Here is an 18708-nt window from a genome sequence, read left to right on the forward strand (position 1 = left end):
CTCGGGCGTCGGGTACAGTCGATCCATCTATTAGACACCGTCTAACTGAGGTCACGGAGGACCGGATGGCCGCGGAAAAGGCCGCACTCGGCGAGATCCTGCGCCCGATCAAGGGAAGGCTGCGGCTGGCAGTGGCCGCCCAGGCCGTCTCGGCGATCGCCGGCGTCGTCCCCTTCATCGCCATCGCCGAGCTCGGACGGGTGCTGTTGGACAACGGACCCGACCGCTCCGACCAGGCGTGGACCATCACCGCGATCGGCGCCGGCGCCCTGCTGGTCCGGCTGATCTTCATGCTGGCGGCGGGCGCGCTCACCCACTTCGCGGACAACGAGCTCCAGTTGCACATCCGCCGCGGTCTGGTGGCCCGGCTCGCCCGCGTCCCGCTGGGCTGGTTCTCCGAGCGCAACTCCGGCACGGTGAAGAAAGCCGTGCAGGACGACGTGGACGCGATGCACCACATGATCGCCCACTCCATGCTGGAGATGACCTCGGCGACCGTCGTCCCGGCCGCGTCGCTCGCGTATCTCTTCTGGGTCGACTGGCAGATGACGCTCGTGACGATCGCGCCGCTCGTCATCGGTCTCGGCCTCTACAGCATCACGATGGCGGGGATGGCCAAGCATCTGCCCGACTACGACCGGGCGATGGGCGCCATCAACGGCAGCGCTGTCGAGTTCGTCCAGGGCATCTCCGTCGTCAAGACCTTCGGCCAGAGCCGCCGGGCGCACCAGAAGTTCCGTGACGCGGCCGACGACTTCGCCGCGTTCTTCCTCTCCTGGGTCCGCTCCACGCTCAACTCCAAGGCCGCCGCCGAGATCGTGCTGTCCCCCATCGCCGTACTGGTGGCGGTCATCACCGGCGGCGCGATCTTCGTGACCGACGGCCGGCTCGCCGGCGTCGACCTGCTGCCGTTCGCGCTGCTCGGCATCGGCCTCACCGCGCCCGTGCTCGCCCTGTTCTACGCGAGCTACGAACTGCGCTTCGCCAAGGCCGCGGCCGAGCGCGTCAGCGAGGTGATGAACGCCGAGGAGCTGCCGGTGGCCGAGAGCCCGCGCACCCCCTCCGGCAACCACGTCAGCTACCAGAACGTGCGGTTCAGCTACGACGGCAAGAAGGAAGCCGTGGCCGGCGTCGATCTGGAGCTCGCTCCGGGCACGGTCACCGCGCTGGTCGGCCCCTCGGGGTCCGGCAAGAGCACCCTGGCCACCCTGCTCCCCCGGTTCGGCGACGTGACCGGCGGCTCTCTGAGCATCGGCGGGGTCGACATCCGGGAGCTGGCGCTGGACGACCTGTACCGCCGGGTGGCGTTCGTCTTCCAGGACGTCCGGCTCACCCAGGGCACCGTCGCCGACAACATCCGTATGGCCAGGCCCGATGCCACCGCCGCCGAGGTGGCGGACGCGGCCCGTGCCGCCTGTGTCCACGACGTGATCGAGGCCCTGCCCCGAGGCTACGACTCGGTGGTCGGCGAGGACGCCCGCTTCTCCGGCGGTCAGGCCCAGCGCGTCTCGATCGCCCGCGCCCTGCTGGCCGACACCCCCGTGATCGTCCTCGACGAGGCGGCGGCCTACGCCGACCCGCAGTCCGAGGCCGACGTCCAGGACGCATTGTCCGAGCTGACGCGGGGCAAGATCGTGCTGCTGATCGCCCACCGGCTCTCCACGGTGGTCGACGCGGACCAGATCGCCGTGCTGGAGGACGGGAAGATCGTCGAACGGGGCACGCACCCCGAACTCGTCGCCCGCGAAGGCCGGTACGCCCGTATGTGGCACGCCCATGAACGCAACGCCGCCTGGCAGCCGCACCGGCCGGCCCCGGCCACCACTGTCAGCGCCGTCCCGGCGGGAGGTACCAGCCGATGATCCGCCAACTGCTCGACGTCGTGGGACCCGAGCACAACCGTCCCGTACGCCGGATGATCACCGCCCTGGTGGTCTGCGCCGTCCTCCAGGGCATCGCCTTCGCCCTGCTCGTGCCCGTCCTCGAAGCGCTCCTCGGCTCCGACCCCGACTCCGTCTGGCCGTGGCTGTGGACCCTGCTCGGGGTCTGTCTCCTCTACTGCGTCGCCTACTACGACTCGCTGCGCACCGGCTTCCAGGCCGGCGCCACGCTCTCGCGGACGCTGCACAACCGGATCGGCGACCAGGTGGCCTCGCTGCCGCTGGGCTGGTTCGCGCCCGAGCGGGTGGGCCAGCTGGGCCAGCTCGCCACCAAGAGCGTCATGGACGTCATGGGCGTACCGGCGCACCTGCTGCGACCGCTGGTGACGAGCTTCGTCACCCCGGCGACCGTCGTCCTCGTCATGTACGTCTTCGACTGGCGGCTCGCCCTCGCGGCGACCCTCACGGTTCCGCTGATCGTCGGCGTCTACCGGTGGAGCGCCGGGCTGAACCGCAAGGCGGACGAGGCCCGCACCGCCGCGCACGCGGTGACCGGCGGCCGGGTGGTCGAGTTCGCCCAGCTCCAGCCCGTGCTGCGGGTGTTCGGCCGGGACGGCGCGAGCTCCGGCACCCGCGGGCTGGACGCCGCGCTGCACACGCAGTACGAGGCGTCCCGCCGGGTGCTCGTCACCGGCGTCCCCGGTCTGATCAGCTTCGCCCTGGTGATCCAGGCCGCGTTCACCGTCATCCTGGTGACCGGCACCTATCTGGTGCTCGACGGCGGGCTGGACGTGGCCAAGCTGCTGGCGATCCTCGTCCTCGCGGCCCGGTTCACCGAACCCATCGCGGAGACGGCGGTCCTCGGCTCCACCCTGCGCACCGCCCGGTCCGCCCTGGACCGCGTCGCCGACCTGCTCGCGGAGCCCTGCCTTCCGCAGCCGGACGACCCGCGGCTGCCGGCGGGCAACGACGTCGAGTTCGAGAACGTGGACTTCAGCTACGACGGCACCCGCGTCCTGTCGGGGGTCTCGCTGACCCTGCCGGAAGGCACGATGACGGCGCTGGTCGGTCCCTCCGGATCCGGCAAGACGACCGTCAGCAAGCTGATCCCCCGGTTCTGGGACGTGGACTCCGGTGTGGTGCGGGTGGGCGGCGTGGACGTCCGGGACATCGAGCCCGAGGTCCTGATGTCGAAGATCTCCGTGGTCTTCCAGGACGTGTACCTCTTCGAGGGCACGATCATGGAGAACATCCGGGTGGGCCGGCCCGACGCGACGGACGAAGAGGTCCGTGAAGTCGCCCGGCAGGCCCGGGTGGAGGAGATCGTGCAGCGGCTCCCCGACGGCTGGGACACCAAGGTCGGCGAGGGCGGCGCGCTGCTCTCCGGCGGTGAGCGCCAGCGGGTCTCCATCGCCCGCGCGATCCTGAAGGACGCGCCGATCGTGCTGCTGGACGAGGCGACCGCGTCGCTCGACCCGGAGAACGAGCAGGCGGTGCAGGAGGCGCTCGGCCACCTCACCGCGGGCCGGACCCTCCTGGTCATCGCGCACCGTTTGCAGACCGTGGCCGCCGCAGGCCAGATCCTGCTGCTGGACGAGGGCCGGATCGTGGAGCGCGGCACCCACGCCGAACTCGTGGCGGCGGACGGCCGGTACGCGGACTTCTGGGCGCAGCGCAGCCGGGCCCAGCGCTGGCGGGTGGCCCGACAGCCGTCCTGACGACGGACTTTTCGGCCACGCGTCCCCCGAACCACTCGTCCCCGGATGCCCCCGCACCGGGGACGAGTGCTGTCAGGACACGGCTCGCGGAGCACATCGGACGGCAATATCCGAACCAGATCCGACATAAGCGAAGGGAAGGCATTCCAGGAACGGACCGGCAGTGACCGCCGGCGGAAGTCAGAATTGCCGGTTCATGTTGCCGCTCGGCCTCCCCAACGGCAGCCGAATACCAGGGCCATCAGGCAATTTGAACGTTTCCGGCTCCGTCAGATTCATTCCAGCCCGGCTTCCGACGTGCCGGTCTATACTTACAACCGTCCTGTTGGCCCATCAGGTTCGAACGGCGCGAAAACGGCGTCGAATTCAAGCCGGACCGGTAGTGGACGCGTTTCCGCCAGACGCGTTTCCTTCCGGTTACAGGCTGTTCAATCAGTTGTCACATCTGGACACCTGAGGGCCGCGGGACATTCATCGAAGGGTGCTGACATTCTTCCTGCGGGGGCTTGAGAACAGATGTCAACAGATGTTGTATTCCACTGGCCGATAACTGCAAGAGAAACCGAGCTGCGCGCTGTCGAAAACTCCCTTGCGCACGGCAGCGGAGCGCTTCTCGTCGGCGGTCCCGGGGTGGGCAAGAGCCTGCTGCTCGCCACCGCGCTCGAGCGCGCTTCCGACGAGGGCCGCACGGTTCTCTCGGTGGGCGGGGCCAGCTGGAACAGCGGTGCACGCGCAAAGGGTTACGCCTCGCTCGGCGAATGTCTGGAGTCGGTGGAGCCGTCGACTCTGGACGGCACCGCGGCCGACCGCCCGGTCGTCGGCATCGACGACGCGCATCTGGTCGACGCCGCATCGGGTCACCGTCTGCACCGCCTGGTCGCCGCGGGGCGGCTCAGCGTGCTCGCCACCAGCCGCAAGGACGCACCGGCGCCGGCCGGTATCGACAAGCTCTGGGTCGACCGGCTGATCGACCACGTCGAGGTGGCGCCGTTCGACAGCGCGGCACTGGGTGATGTCCTGCGGGCCCGCCTCGGCGGCCACACCGACGCCACCACGCTGGAGCGGCTGTGGGCAGCCACCCACGGCAACGCGCTGATGCTGCGCGAACTCATCGACCACGCGGTCGAGGACGAGTCCCTGCGCTGCGTCAACGGCACCTGGGTGTGGGAGGGCCTGACCGAACGCCCCGGCCGCCGGCTGTCCGAGGTGATACGGCTCGGGCTGCGCGACCTCAGCCACGACGAACTCGAACTGGTCAACATGCTCGCCGTCGCCGAGCCGCTGGAGATCGACATCGCCGCGGCGTCGGGCCTCGCACACGCCGCCGAGTCCCTGGACCTGCGCGGCATCGTGACCGTCGAACGCAACGGTACGCGCGTAGACCTGCGGTTGTCGGTGCCGCTCAGCCGGGTCGTCGTCGCCTCCCGGATGTCCGGCCTCACCGCTCAGCGACTGCGCCGGCAGGTCGCCGACGCCGTGGAACGCACGGGCGCACGCCGGCCCGAGGACGTCCTGCGCATCGTCTCGCTGCGGATCGAGGCCGGACTCGTCCCGGAGCGCGAGCAGTTGCTGACCGCAGCGCGCACCGCGATCCGCCGGCGGAACTTCGCGCTCGCGGAGCGGCTGTGCCTGCTGGCCCTGCGCGACACCCCGACCGAGGACTCGGCGCCCTACGGCCCGGTCCCGGACTCCGCGGAGTACGGAGCGGTGCTGTGCCGGGTGGTGTCGTACGCGGCACAGCGCTCGGACAGCCCCACGGACTGCGTCCGGGCGGCCCTGCTGCTCGGCAGGGTCCTCATCGGCAAGGGCTGTCACCAGGAGGCCGAGGCGGTGCTGCGCACGGCGCTCGGATCCGGAGTGGAGGTCCCGCGGGCCGAGTTCATCACCGCCGTACACACCAGGGTCATCAATCTGGCCTGGCGCTTACAGCGCGTCCAGGCCGCGGGCGCGGTGCTGGACGGCGCCGTCGCGACCGTCGGCCCTGAGCACGCCGGGATACTGCACGGCAGCCGCGCCATGATCGCCGTCATGTCCGACCAGCTCCAGGACGCCGTCGACATCGGGGAAACGGTGCTGCGCGCCGGTGACGCGGGCATGGCGGTCACCCAGACACTGGTGCCCGTGGTCGCCTTCGCGCGGACCGAACTGGGCGATCCGGCGGGCGCCCTGGAGATGTTGAACCGGTACCGGGACGTCTCCTTCGACTGGGACACCGACGCCGTGGTCCTGCTGGACGCCCTCGCGGCCCGCTGCTCGTGGCTCGCCGGCAACCTCAAGGACGCGGCCGACACCCTGGACGCGCCGCGCCGGTACGACTCAGCGGACCGCTGGCCCGCCCTGCTGCAGACCGTCGTCGCCCGGTCCCGGCTGCTGCGGCTGCTCGGCGAACCGGAGCGGGCGGTGGCCCTGCTGCGGCAGGCCATCGCCGTCGAGACGGGTCACGAGTGGCCGGCCACCCGGGCCTGGCCGCTGGCCCAACTGGCCGGTGCGCTCGCCGAGTCCGGTCAGCACGCCGAGGCGCTGCGCACGCTGGTCGAGGCGCGGTCGATGCAGGGCGAGGCGGTCTCGCACCCGATCGCCGACGACGAGATCGCCTACGACCGGGCGCTGGTGCTCGCACACACCGGGGACCGGTCGGGCGCGGCCTCGTGCGCCCTCGAACTCGCCGAGCGCGCCGAGGCCGGCGGGCGTGCGGTCACCGCGGTCATGGCACTGCACCTGGCCGCCCGCATCAAGGAGAACGCCTCCTACCGCTTCCGGGCCCGCGCCCAGCAGCTCGCGGCGCGGTGCACCGGCGGTGTGATGCGGGTGATGGCCGATCACATCCAGGCCCTCGCCGATGCCGACGGCAACGCGCTCACCAAGGTCTCCCGGCAGTTCCGGGAGATGGACGCGCTGCCGCTCGCCGCGGAGGCGGCGGCCCAGGCCGCCCGTGCCCACCGGGCCGCGGGTCAGCGCCGCAAGGGCCGGGAGGCCTCGGCGGCCAGCCAGGACCTGCTCCGAGCCTGCGCCGGGACCCTGCCGCCGTGGATGGTGACCGAGACCCGCCGGGACAGCGACATCGCCCCGCTCACCCCTCGCGAGCGGGAGGTGGCCGCGCTGGCCGCGACCGGGATGTCCAACCGCGACATCGCCCACCGGCTGGTGGTGTCGGTGCGGACGGTGGAGAACCATCTGCACCGGATCTACCACAAGCTGGGGATCACGGCCCGCAACGCGCTGCGCCGGGGTCTGGAGCAGGCGGCAGCGCAGTCCGACGGTGTTCGCATGTCGCCCATGCAACTGCTCCGGGCGCACGAGACGGAGCGTGCGGCGGCGTCCGACGCGGACCACGGGGGCCGTCGCACCCGCAAGCCCGGCAAGCTCCGGCTGGCCGACCGCACGGCGTCCTGACGGCTGTCCCTGGCCGGCACAGCGGAAGGGCGGTGGCCCGCGAGGAACTCCTCGCGGGCCACCGCCCTTTTCGGCGGGCTGTCAGCCCGTCACGCCATCGGGTCCGGCAGAACACCGTGCCGGACGAAGTACGAGACGTAGGAGGCGAACACCTTCTCGTCGATGTCCGGGCAGGTGACCCCGGAACCGCTGAGGAACTCGCGCGTGGCCGCGTCCGAGAACTCGGCGACCTCGAACTTCTCCAGGTCCACGAGCATGCGCATCAGCGGGAACATGGAGTTGTTGACGTCGGCGGAAACGGCCTTCATCCACCGCAGGATGCTGACCTCCTTCAGCTCGTACCCGACGCCGCGGACGAGTTCGAGAATGGCGCCGGAATCCAGCGAGCCGGTGCTCACCTCGTGGAATGTCCGGCCGAGCGACCGCGGATCGCGGGAGACGGCGACCATCGCGGAACTCACATAGTCGACCGGCACCATGTTCATGTCGAGGCCGAACTTCCGCGGATAGACGCCCGCCTGCACGGACCCCTTGATGAACCGCCAGACGAAGTCGTTGGGCTGGCACGCACCGCTGCGGGTGTCGCCCCACACCTGGCCCGGACGGTGGACGGTCAGGGGCACACCCCTGCGGCCGGCCTCCCGCACCAGTTGCTCGGCCACCCACTTGCTCTTGGTGTAGCCGAGCGCGAGCGTCTCGGGCGGGCCGGTGACGTCGGTCTCCGTACGCGGGCCCAGGGCGGCCCGGGGCTCGAAGACCCCGATGGTCGACACATGGTGCAGCGTGGCCTCGGCCGCGCAGGCCAGCCGGAGGATCTCGTGGGTGGCGTCGATCGTCGACTTGCGCAGCCACTTGTAGAGGGTCAGGAAGTTGACCTTGGCGGCGGAGTGGTAGATCGCGCCGATACGCCCGGCCAGTTCCGCGTACTCCTTCTCGGGCACCCCGAGGCGGGGCCGCGTCACGTCACCGGTGACGACCCGGACGCGGCCGAGGTCGACCTCGTCGAGCACCTCGTAGGTGCCGAGGGTGGCCTTCAGCCGCTCCAGTCCGGCCTCGGCGTCGGCGGCCCGCACCAGGCAGTGCACGGTCAGGCCGCGTGCCAGCAGTTCCTTCAGCAGGAACGCCCCGAGGAACCCGGTCGCGCCGGTGAGGAACACCTCGGAAATCGTGCTCGGGTCCTTCGCGGCGAAGCCGGTGATGTCGTCGGCCAGCACGACGTCCTGCGCGAACTCGTCGGTGACTCCTGATTGAGTGAGCGAAGTCATCAGCTCTCTTTGTTCCTTCCCCGGGACCTGGTCTCCGGTTCGGTGCGGCGGCCAGGGCAGGCCTAGGAGGAGGCCGCCGCCTGGGCTATCGCTCCGCCGAGCAGCGACAGGGCCTCTTTGACGTCCTCGTCCGTCGCGACGATCGGCGGCAGGAGCCGTACCGTCGTCGGACGGCTGATGCAGGGGGACACGACCAGCCCGCTCTGGGCGAGGCCGGCCAGTACGTTGCCGGAGACCTCGGCCGTGGTGAAGTCGATGCCCCACAGCAGACCGCGGCCGCGGGTCTCGACCACCACGTCGCCGTGCTCGTCCCGGATCTCCGCCAGCCCGGCGGCCATCGCCGCGGCGATGCGCTCGCCGTCGGCCGCGTGCTCCTCGATGGTGGCGAGGGCCGTGGGGATCACGCCGGTGCCCAGCGGATGGCCGCTGAAGGTGGCGGTGTGCAGCATCGGGTCGGCGAGCAGGGGTGCGAAGAGCCGGTCGTTGCCGACGGCCGCCGACACCGGTACGACCCCGCCGCCGAGCGGCTTGCCGAGCAGGACGGCGTCCACCGGCAGCCCGGCCTCCAGCGCGACCGACTTGGCTCCGCAGCGCCTGAGGCCCACCTGGATCTCGTCGGAGATGACGAAGGCCCCGTGCTCCTGCGCGTCGCGGCACCAGCTCGCGAGGACGTCCTCGTCCAGCAGCCGGACACCGTTCTCGGCCTGTACGGGCTCGAAGACGAGCGCGGCGACGTCCTGTTCGGCGATGACGCGTGCCAGGGCCCGGGGGTCGTCCGGGTCGATGTGCACGACGCCGTGCAGCAGGGGTTCGAGGCCCGCGCGGAACCGCTCGTTGTGCGTCAGGGACAGCGCGCCGAGGGTCTTTCCGTGGAAGGCGCCCTCGACGGCGACGACCGTGGTGCGGCCGGTGGCCATCCGGGCGAGCTTCAGCGAGACCTCGACGGCGTCGGCGCCGCCGCACCCGAAGTAGACCCGGTTCAGGGCCCCTGAGAAGTACTCGGTCAGCTTCTCGGCGGCCAGCGGGGCCACCGCGCTCTGGACCGTCCTGGTCGACGCGGGCATCAAGTCCAGCTGGGCGCGGACCGCGTCCAGGACCGCCGGGTTGCGGTGCCCGAGCAGGGCGACCGCGTACGAGCCGAAGTCCAGGACCGACCGGCCGTCCGAGAGTGTCACCCGGCAGCCGTCGGACGAGGCCTCAACCGCGCCCTGCCCGCTGAACTTGCCGGCCACCGAGAGAGCGGGCGAGAAGTGCCGCTTCACGCGCCGGAACGTTGCTTTCGCATCGACCGAGCCAAGGTCACTCATGACTGATCCTCCTACGAGCTCTGCTCGACGATGCCCTGCTGATAGCCCTCGAGTGCCTTGGCCACAGCGGGATGAATCATTTCGGCGACCATCGGCAGACCGATGTCGAACTCCACCTTCAATTCGAGGCCGACCCCCTCGGCGTCCTCGACGATCTGCCAATATCCCTCGTAGTTCGCGAGGTCACCGTCGGTCTGGCGGAATTCCACCCGCCGCCGGCCGGCGTCGATGACGTCCTCCTGGTCCCATTCCATTTCGGAACCCTTGAGTTCGACCACCCAGCTGCTGGTACGGCGGTCGCCGTCCTCCTCGGTGATCTCGACCTCGTTGACCCCCTCCATGTACGAAGGGAATGCCTCGATGTCGAGCAGTACCTTCCACAGGTCGTCGGGTGTTCCGGCGCCCCGGTGGGTGGTATGCAGTACGGCCATGGAAATCTCCTCTCAGAATTCGCAATTCCGCTCATCGGCGATTCGCAGTTTAGGTGGGCGGACCACCCGTTCCGGGCGCCGAATGAGCACATCTGACAGACAATTGACAGGCTGACAACCGGCAGGGCGAACGGACCGGCGGAACCGGTCCGCCGGTCACCGCGCCGGTCGCACGCAAGGTCGCCGCGCCGGGTCGTACACGAGATCACCGCGCCCGGATCGCACGCCGGAACACCGGTCGCGGGCCGGATCGCCGTTCGGTCAGGCGGAGTCCCTCCGCTGTCCCGAACCGCCCTCCACCAGCGCCATGAGCCGGTCCAGTTCCGAACGGAGCGAGTGCTGTTCCGACGTCAGCTGGTCCACCCGGCGTCGCAGCCTCAGCAGTTCGAGGTCGCTGCCGCCGCCCTCCCGGTGGTGCTCGGTGTCGGCGACGCCGTCCTCGCCCACCGGGTGTTCGCCGACTCCGTGCCCGTGCCAGCGGTGACCCGCCTCGTGGATCTGGCGTACGGACAGGCCCCGTACGGCCACCGGTCCGGCAGCGGTCTCGGGGGCGCGGCGCCGCCGTGCGGTGTCCCGCACCGCCCGTGCCTCGCCCTGCCGGCCGCAGCGCTGGAGGGACAGGACCAGCTGGTCGCGGAAGCGCTCACGCAGCGGGTGTGCGACCACCAGCTCTTCGAGCTGGCCCACAACCTGACGGTGGTGGCCGATCCGGATCGAGGCGTCGCAGAGGTCTTCCAGGGCCAGCAGACGCTCCTCCTCCAGCCGGGCGGCGACGCCCGCGCACAGGGGACCGTGGGAGCCGCCGTCCAGCGCCGGGCCGCGCCACAGCCTGAGCGCCTTGCGCAGCAGGGCGGCGGCGGCATGCGGATCGGTCTCCAACTGCCGCTGGGCGCGGGCCGCCTGGAGCCGGAACTGCACGCTGTCGAGTTCGTCGGGGCGCGCCTGCAACAGATAGCCGGAGCCGCGCGCGACGAGACGGGGGGTGTTCGCCCGGGCGGGCTCGACCTCGATCAGCTGCTGGCGCAGCCGGGAGACGTGCGCCTGGAGGGCGTTGATCGCCTTGTCCGGGGCGTTGCGGCCCCACAACTCGTTGATCAGCGCTTCCGTGGGAACGGCAGACCCCAGTCGGACCAGCAGCACCCCGAGGAGCACGCGCTGCTTGGGACTGTTCAACTGGACGCTCCGCTGCCTGACGTCGTCATAGATCTCAGGGGGCCCCAGTACACGGAACTGCATCACAACCTCCACCCGTCGTCGCGGCCTGCACCGCGCGGCAGTGTCGAGGTCACCACGGCCGGGGGTCCCGCATCGTGAGTACTCAGGTACTCAAACACCTGCCGCCGTACGGCGGTCGGCGCGCCCGCGGTCCGGATCCCCGGCGGCTCCGCGGACCTCCGGCGGCCGAAAGCTGAGTGGCCGAAGCAAGGTGAGTACCGGTTACTCAGGCCTCGCGCGGGAGGGGCGTGGTGGGCTGCACCCAGGGACCGTGACGACAGGGCAGGTGCAGGTGACATGACTCAGTGGGATGCGGATGCGGCGGTCGTGGGACTCGGCGCCTGGGGCGCCTCGGCGCTGTGGAGGCTGGCCGGCCGGGGCGTCGACGTCATCGGCTTCGACCGGTTCACACCCGGCCGTGCGCCCGGATCGTCGTACGGCGCGGGGATGTTCCGGCTGTGCTGCTCCGAGAACCCGGCGCTCGTGCCGCTCGCCCGGCGCTCGCACGCGCTGTGGTCGGAGCTCGAAGAGGCCTCGCGGAAGCGGTTGTTCGTGCCCTCGGGCGGGCTGCTGGTGGGCCCGGAGGACGGGCTGGTGGCCGGCGGCGCACTGCGTGCCGCGCGCGAGCACGACATCGATGTCCGGACCTTCACGGCACGTGCGCTGCGCTTCCAGTACCCACGCCACACCGGCGTGCCCGACCACCACATCGGCGTGTGGGAGCCGACCGCGGGGCTGCTGCGGGCCGAGAACGCGGTGCGCGCCGCGCTCTCCCTCGCCCGGACCGCGGGTGCCCGTGTCTTCGCGGACACCCGGATCGTCTCCGTCGAACCCGTCACGGGCGGCGTCCTGCTGCACACCGCCCAGCGCAGCGTGCGTGTCCGGCAGGTCGTGGTGACGGCCGGCGCCTGGCTCGCGGAGCTGGTGCCCGGCCTGCCGCTGGAGACGGTCCGGATGCCGGAGACCTGGTTCCGCCCGCTCGAGGACGACGGCAGTTTCACGCTGGAGGAGTTCCCCGCCTTCGTCCGCGAACTCGACGACGGCCGGGTGCTGCGCGGCAGCGGTTCGGAAGGCGGTGATGACGTCCGGCTGAGCCTGGAGGACCGCGAGGTGACGGCCAAGCCACTGGACCCGGACGAGATCGACCGCGGCGTGGCGTACGACGACTGGTCCGACCTGGCGCGCATCCTGCCGGCGAAGCTCCCGGGCCTGCGGCGGCTGCCGGCCAGGGTCTCGGTGCGGACGACGACCCGGGCCGCCGACGGGCAGTTCGTGCTCGGCCGTCCCGACGGGGACCCGCGCGTCGTCGTCGCCGGCGGTGGCGGCGCGTACGGCCTCCAGTACGCCACCGGCATCGGCGATGCCCTCGCCGATCTCGTCCGCGGGGTGGAGACCGCGGTGCCGGTGGACTTCCTCGGGCCGGACCGCCTCCGCTGAGGGAAGGGCGCGGAGGTACGGTCGAGATCCCCCTATGCGAAGGATGTCCTGTGGCCAGTGTGGTGAAGATCAATGTGCTGACCGTCCCCGCCGAGCAGCGCGAAGTGCTCGAGAAGCGCTTCGCCTCCCGGGCCGGTGCGGTGGAGGGCGCGGACGGTTTCGAGTGGTTCGAGCTGCTGCGGCCGCTCGAAGGGACCGACCAGTACCTCGTGTACACGCGCTGGCGCGACGAGGCGTCGTTCCAGGCCTGGATGGAGGGCTCGATGAAGGCGGCCCACGGCGGCGGCGCGCAGGGCGGCCCTCAGGGTCAGGGCGGTCCGCAGGGTGAGGGCGGCGAGCGTCCGAAGCCCGCGGCCACCGGCTCCACGCTGTGGTCCTTCGAGGTGGTCCAGTCGGCCTCTCCCAAGGCCTGATCCCACTCGGAAATCGCTGGCCAGGGCTCCGGCACCTGCGGTACAGAGAACGTCATGACGTCCTGGACCCTGGCCCGCGAGGCCTTCGACTCACCCGACGCGACCGGCCTGCGCCGTGACTACTACGCCGATGTGGCGAGCAGCTACTGGCAACGGCCCGCGACCGACAGGGAGATCGACGAGGGACTGGCCGGCGACGGCGTCGAACTGCTCACCCCTCCCACGGGGACGTTCGTCGTCGGCCGGTACGGCGGCGAGGCCGCGTCCTGCGGCGGGGTGCTGCTGCTGGACGACGGGCGCGCCGAGCTGACCCGCGTGTTCGTGCGCCCGGCCTTCCGTGGCCGCAAGGGCGCCGGGATGCTGATGGAGCTGCTGGAGGTCGAGGCCCGTACGCTCGGCGCCCAACGCATGGTCCTCAACACCCGTCTCGATCTCCTGGCGGCGCGTGCGCTGTACGTACGGCACGGCTACGCCGAGATCCCGGCGTACTGCACCGGTCCCTACATGCAGATCTGGTACGGCAAGGAACTGCGCGCGGCGGCTGCCTGACGGGCCCGGGCCGTTCTCAGCGCCACCCACGGCGGCCTCAGGCGGCGTGATCGCGCTTCGGTGGCGGGCTGTAGGGCCGTTCGCCGTCCGAGCCGCACAGCTCGGCGTTCAGCTCCTCGACCAACTGCACCAGGTCCGTCGGCCGCTCCGGGCCCCACCAGTCGCCGAGCAGCTCGGACAGCGACTCCTCACGGGCCTTGGCGAGCCGTACGGCACTCTCCAGACCCTCCTCGGTCAGCAGCAGCTGGAGCCCCTCACGACGGGCGAGGTGACGTTCCTCCAGCAGTCGGGCGGCGTCGGTGATGGTCCGCAGCGGCACGGGCGTGGCGTCGGCGAGCAGGCCCGGCTCCACCGTCCCGTGGCGGCGGATGCGCAGCAGCAGCCAACTGGCCGCGGGGGTGAGGTCGTACCCCGCCTTCGCGGTGATCTTCTCGTAGATGTGCCGCCGTCCCTCGCGCGAGCCGAGGACCGACAGGGCACGTGCGGCCTCTTCCAGGGACGAGCGCTCCACCGGGTTCGACGCGACCGTCTGGCTGGGGTCGGGCGCGGTGACCGAGGCACGCAGCGGGTCCTCCTTGAGGAACCAGGCGACGACGAACGCGACGAGCACCACGGGCACGGCGAAGAGGAAGACGTCCGTGATGGCCGTGGAGTACGCATGGAGTACCGACGGACGCAGCGCGGGCGGCAGTTCGCCGATGGCACGGGGATCGGCGGCCAGCTCCGACGGCCCCGCGCCCGACGGCAGCGTCTTTCCGGCGAGCGCCTCGGTGAGCATGCTCGCCAGCCGGCTGTTGAAGATCGTCCCGAAGATGGCGACGCCGAACGACGCGCCGATGGAGCGGAAGAAGGTCGCGCCCGAGGTGGCGACGCCGAGGTCCTGGTAGGTGACCGCGTTCTGCACGACCAGCACGAGCACCTGCATCACCAGGCCGAGTCCGGCCCCGAAGACGAAGAAGTACGCGCTCATCTCCCAGGTCGAACTGGTCTCCGTGAGCCGGTGGAGCAGCACGAGGCCGAGCGCGGTGATCCCCGTGCCGGCGATCGGGAAGACCTTCCAGCGGCCGGTACGGCTGACGATCTGGCCGGACGCGGTGGAGGTGAGCAGCATGCCCAGCACCATCGGCAGCAGATGCACCCCGGACAGGGTCGGGCTGACGCCCTGGACGACCTGGAGGAACGTCGGCAGGAAGGTCATCGCGCCGAACATCGCGAACCCGACGACGAAGCTGATGATCGCGACGAGCGTGAAGGTGCGGATGTGGAAGAGCTTCAGCGGGATCACGGGTTCGGCCGCCCGCCGCTCGACCCGCACGAAGACGTAGAGCAGCAGCAGCCCGGCCACCGCAAGGGTGATGATCTGGGCGGACGCCCAGGGCCACGTCGTGCCGCCGAGCGAGGCGACGAGGATCAGACAGGTGGCGACGGCCGCGATGAGCAGGGTGCCGAGGTAGTCGATCGTGTGCCGGGCGGAGCGTGAGGGGATGTGCAGGACGGCGGCGATGACGAGCAGGGCGACGATGCCGATGGGCAGGTTGATGTAGAAGACCCAGCGCCAGGTGAGGTGTTCGGTGAAGAAGCCGCCGAGCAGGGGACCGAGGATGCTCGTCGCGCCGAAGACACCGCCGAACAGGCCCTGGTACTTGCCGCGTTCCCGGGGCGAGACGATGTCCCCCACGATCGCCATGGACAGCACGATCAGCCCGCCGCCGCCGAGGCCCTGGAGGGCGCGGAAGCCGATGAGCTGCGGCATGTTCTGCGCGATGCCGCACAGCGCGGAGCCGATCAGGAAGATGACGATCGCGGCCTGGAAGAGCTTTTTGCGGCCGTACTGGTCGCCGAGTTTGCCCCACAGGGGGGTGGCCGCGGTGGAGGCCAGCAGATAGGCGGTGACCACCCAGGACAGATGGTCCAGCCCGCCGAGTTCGCTGGCGATGGTCGGCAGCGCGGTGGAGACGATGGTCTGGTCGAGCGCGGCGAGCAGCATGCCGAACAGCAGCGCTCCGATGGCGACCATGACGCTGCGCCGGTTCTGCCCCTCCCCGGGGGCCGGGCTCACGGCCGGGGTGCCCACTTCCTGCGCCATGCGCCCTCCTCGGTCTCCTCGGTGCCGCGCCCTCCCCCGTGTCCGCTCCCCCACTCTCCTCCCCATCGTGGTGGTTGCGTCCCGTTATGGCCTGCCGAGCCGGAACGAGTGGCGTATCCGGCCCGCTTTTTGTATCGTGAAGGAACAAAGTGGCTCCGCCCGTACTCCCTGACCGGCGGGCGGAGCCGCTTGATGTCTTGTCCCTCGCCGCCCTCCGCCCTGGAGCACGCCGATGCCGGCCAGCACGACGCCCGCCCTGACCGCCCGCGCCCTCCTGCTGGACATGGACGGCACCCTCGTCAACTCGGACGCCGTAGTGGAGCGCTGCTGGCGCCGCTGGGCCACGGAGCACGGCCTGGACCCGGACGAGGCACTCAAGGTCGTCCACGGCCGCCAGGGCTACGCCACGATGGCGGTCCTGCTGCCGGACCGGCCCATGGAGCAGAACCACGCGGACAACCGCGTGATGCTCGCCCAGGAGACGGCGGACACGGACGGCGTGATCCCGGTCCCCGGCGCCCCCGCCTTCCTCGCCGCACTGACCGGCCTCCCGCACGCCCTGGTGACCTCGGCGGACGAGCCCCTGGCCCAGGCCCGCATGACGGCGGCGGACCTCCCGATGCCCCCGGTCCGCGTCACGGCGGAACGCGTCGGCGCGAGCAAGCCGGACCCGGAGGGCTTCCTGAAGGGCGCGGCGGAACTGGGCTTCGTCGCGGCGGACTGCGTGGCCTTCGAAGACTCCGAAGCGGGCATCGAGGCGGCCCGCGCGGCGGGCATGCGCGTGGTGGGCGTGGGCCCGAGGGCGAAGTCGCTGTCCCCGGACGTCTGGGTGGAGGACCTGCACGGCATCACGGTGGAGTGGACGCTGAACGGGCTGATAGCGCTGAGCTTCACGCCCTGAGCGCAGGCCGCGCGAACGTCATCCCGACCGCCACCGACGCACCCGGCAAGATCAGCCCCGCCGGCGATTGAGGCGCGGGGCCCGGGGCGGAGCCCCGCCACCACCCACACACCCACGCTCGCCGCCACCGACGCACCGGGCCCGCAAGAATCAGCCCCGCCGGCGATTGAGGCGCGGGGCCCGGGGCGGAGCCCCGCCACCACCCACACACCCACGCTCGCCGCCACCGACGCACCGGTCCCGCAAAAATCAGCCCCGCCGGCGATTGAGGCGCGGGGTCCGGGGCGGAGCCCCGCCACCACCCGCACACCCACGCTCGCCGCCACCGACGCACCGGTCCCGCAAAAATCAGCCCCGCCGGCGATTGAGGCGCGGGGCCCGGGGCAGCGCCCCGCCACCACCCGCACCGCACCCGCACACCCAGACCCCCGCCACCGACGCACCGCCCGGCTCACGAGGTCAAGCAACCTCACGCCCCGCCGGCGATCGAGGCGCGCCCCCCTCACTCCTCCTCACGGTGCAGCACCCCCCTCGCCACCAGCTCCAGCAGCACCGCCACCGCCGCCGCCTGCACCGCCATCAGTCCGACCAGCACGAACAGCTGCACCGCGCCTGCCAGCAGCGGTGACGCCCCGCCGAGCAGCATGCCCACGAACGCGCCCGGGAGCGTGACCAGCCCCACCGTCCGCGTCTGATCGAGCCCCGGCAGCAGCGCGTCCGACGCGGCCGGGCGGGCCACCTCCAGCCGGGCGTCGCGGTCCAGCAGCCCGAGCGCCATCCCCGCCTCCACCTCGCCGCGCCGCAGGCTGAGCTCGTCCAGCGCGCGCCGCCCGCTGAGCACGGTCACGGTGAGCGCCCCGCCGATGAGAATCCCGGTCACGGGGATCAGCGCGATGCCCTTGACCGGCACCAGCCCGGTGAGCAGCAGCGCCGCGACGACGGGAAAGACACCCGCGGCGATCGGGAGTGCGGCCCACCACCAGGTCCGGTTGGCCGTGATGCGCCGCCCGGCGGTCCGTACGGCGACGGCGTACATCAGCAGCACGAAGGCGAACAGCAGCGACAGCGACCGGACGACCCAGCCGATGACCAGGGAAACGGCGGCGAGTTGGACGGCGGCCCGCACTCCCGCGACCGCGATCTCCCGAGCCCGGCCGAGATGGGCGACGGCCGCGACCGTCGCCGCCACGGCGAGCAGTACGGCCAGAACCGCCCCGAATGTGACGTTCACCGGCAGCAGCACCCGCCAACCCTACGCCGCCGACGGCCATGTGCCGCTTCGTCAGAACTCTTGATGTGACGTGCCCATGTCGTCAGTCTGTAACCCGGCGCCCACCCCACGGCAACCCCGCGCCGTCAGCATGGCCACGCCCACTGGCCAAGTACCCCCCATGACAGAGGAGTTCGCATGCCCGGTATCTACGCGCGTCAAGGCCGCCGCATATCCGTTCTCGCCGCCACCTCCGCCCTCGCCGTCACCGGTCTCCTGGCGACCGCCCCCACCGCCCAGGCCGCCCCGCCCACTCCGGTCAGCGCCGCCACCGCACGCACCTACCTCAGCCAGCTCACGGTGCGGGCGGAAGGTTCCTCCAGCGGCTACAGCCGCGATCTGTTCCCGCACTGGAGCACCCAGTCGGGCGCCTGCAACACCCGTGAGGTCGTCCTCAAGCGCGACGGCAAGAACGTCGTACAGGACTCCAGCTGTGCCGCCACCAGCGGCAGCTGGTACTCGGAGTACGACGGCGCCACCTGGTCCGCCGCCGCCGATGTCGACATCGACCACATCGTTCCGCTCGCCGAGGCCTGGCGCTCCGGCGCGAACAGCTGGACCACGACCCGCCGAGGGTCGTTCGCCAACGACCTCACCCGTCCGCAGCTGATCGCCGTCACCGACAATGTCAACCAGTCCAAGGGCGACCAGGACCCCGCCGAGTGGATGCCCTCGCGCACCGCGTACCGCTGCACGTACGCCCGGATGTGGGTACAGGTGAAGCAGTACTACGCCATGAGCGTCGACTCCGCCGAGAAGAGCGCACTGCAGTCCGTGCTGAACGGCTGCTGACCAGCGATTGACCGTCCGGCGCGGATCTTCGCCGGAACCTGTCCTTACCCC

At 71.2% G+C, this 18708-nt stretch carries 14 protein-coding genes; 8 read left to right on the forward strand and 6 right to left on the reverse strand.

Annotated features, from left to right (window positions below; all coding sequences use genetic code 11):
• Nucleotides 1-65: 65 nt before the first annotated feature.
• The 3 genes from OHA05_RS10660 to OHA05_RS10670 all read left to right on the forward strand — a co-directional run bounded on the left by OHA05_RS10660 (nt 66) and on the right by OHA05_RS10670 (nt 6991).
• Complete coding sequence (locus OHA05_RS10660) at nt 66-1862, forward strand: ABC transporter ATP-binding protein (RefSeq protein ID WP_328860420.1); 1797 nt, start codon at nt 66-68, stop codon at nt 1860-1862.
• Nucleotides 1859-3598, forward strand: a complete 1740-nt coding sequence (locus OHA05_RS10665; RefSeq protein ID WP_313946570.1) for an ABC transporter ATP-binding protein — start codon at nt 1859-1861, stop codon at nt 3596-3598. Before OHA05_RS10660 ends, OHA05_RS10665 begins: the two co-directional genes overlap by 4 nt.
• 516 nt (nt 3599-4114) lie before the next feature.
• Entirely contained in the window at nt 4115-6991 is a 2877-nt protein-coding gene (locus OHA05_RS10670; protein WP_328860421.1) for a helix-turn-helix transcriptional regulator, read from the forward strand.
• A gap of 89 nt (nt 6992-7080) precedes the next feature.
• On the opposite strand, the gene OHA05_RS10675 is transcribed toward OHA05_RS10670, so the two are convergent.
• The 4 genes from OHA05_RS10675 to OHA05_RS10690 form a co-directional block, all read right to left on the reverse strand.
• Nucleotides 7081-8256 (reverse strand): thioester reductase domain-containing protein, encoded by a 1176-nt coding sequence (locus OHA05_RS10675; RefSeq protein ID WP_313946568.1) that lies wholly within the window; start codon nt 8254-8256, stop codon nt 7081-7083.
• 62 nt (nt 8257-8318) lie between these two features.
• Nucleotides 8319-9563 (reverse strand): aspartate aminotransferase family protein, encoded by a 1245-nt coding sequence (locus tag OHA05_RS10680; RefSeq protein WP_313946567.1) that lies wholly within the window; start codon nt 9561-9563, stop codon nt 8319-8321.
• 11 nt (nt 9564-9574) lie between these two features.
• On the reverse strand, nt 9575-9994 hold the full coding sequence (locus OHA05_RS10685) for a type II toxin-antitoxin system RatA family toxin (RefSeq protein ID WP_328860422.1): 420 nt from the start codon (nt 9992-9994) through the stop codon (nt 9575-9577).
• Between the two features lie 261 nt (nt 9995-10255).
• Nucleotides 10256-11230, reverse strand: coding sequence for an AfsR/SARP family transcriptional regulator (locus OHA05_RS10690; protein WP_328860423.1), 975 nt, complete (start codon nt 11228-11230; stop codon nt 10256-10258).
• Between the two features lie 276 nt (nt 11231-11506).
• On the opposite strand from OHA05_RS10690, the gene OHA05_RS10695 reads away from it, so the two are divergent.
• The 3 genes from OHA05_RS10695 to OHA05_RS10705 are packed head-to-tail and all read left to right on the forward strand — an operon-like array spanning nt 11507 to nt 13608.
• Nucleotides 11507-12646, forward strand: a complete 1140-nt coding sequence (locus tag OHA05_RS10695; RefSeq protein ID WP_328860424.1) for an FAD-dependent oxidoreductase — start codon at nt 11507-11509, stop codon at nt 12644-12646.
• A gap of 50 nt (nt 12647-12696) precedes the next feature.
• Nucleotides 12697-13059 (forward strand): antibiotic biosynthesis monooxygenase family protein, encoded by a 363-nt coding sequence (locus OHA05_RS10700; RefSeq protein ID WP_313946563.1) that lies wholly within the window; start codon nt 12697-12699, stop codon nt 13057-13059.
• Nucleotides 13060-13113: 54 nt separating this feature from the next.
• Nucleotides 13114-13608, forward strand: a complete 495-nt coding sequence (locus OHA05_RS10705) for a GNAT family N-acetyltransferase (RefSeq protein ID WP_328860425.1) — start codon at nt 13114-13116, stop codon at nt 13606-13608.
• Nucleotides 13609-13645: 37 nt separating this feature from the next.
• Here the strand turns inward: OHA05_RS10705 and OHA05_RS10710 are convergent, their stop codons facing one another.
• Nucleotides 13646-15694: an MFS transporter gene (locus OHA05_RS10710; RefSeq protein WP_328860426.1), complete on the reverse strand. Its 2049-nt coding sequence runs from the start codon at nt 15692-15694 to the stop codon at nt 13646-13648.
• A gap of 232 nt (nt 15695-15926) precedes the next feature.
• Between OHA05_RS10710 and OHA05_RS10715 the strand changes: the two genes are divergently transcribed.
• Complete coding sequence (locus tag OHA05_RS10715) at nt 15927-16595, forward strand: HAD-IA family hydrolase (protein ID WP_313946560.1); 669 nt, start codon at nt 15927-15929, stop codon at nt 16593-16595.
• A gap of 502 nt (nt 16596-17097) precedes the next feature.
• Here OHA05_RS10715 and OHA05_RS10720 read toward each other — a convergent pair.
• Nucleotides 17098-17838, reverse strand: a complete 741-nt coding sequence (locus OHA05_RS10720) for an ABC transporter permease (RefSeq protein WP_328860427.1) — start codon at nt 17836-17838, stop codon at nt 17098-17100.
• Between the two features lie 165 nt (nt 17839-18003).
• On the opposite strand from OHA05_RS10720, the gene OHA05_RS10725 reads away from it, so the two are divergent.
• A complete protein-coding gene (locus OHA05_RS10725) occupies nt 18004-18657 on the forward strand; it encodes an HNH endonuclease family protein (protein ID WP_313946558.1) in 654 nt (217 codons plus the stop codon).
• Nucleotides 18658-18708: the final 51 nt, after the last annotated feature.

This window comes from Streptomyces sp. NBC_00306, from assembly GCF_036169555.1.
GTDB lineage: Bacteria > Actinomycetota > Actinomycetes > Streptomycetales > Streptomycetaceae > Streptomyces > Streptomyces achmelvichensis.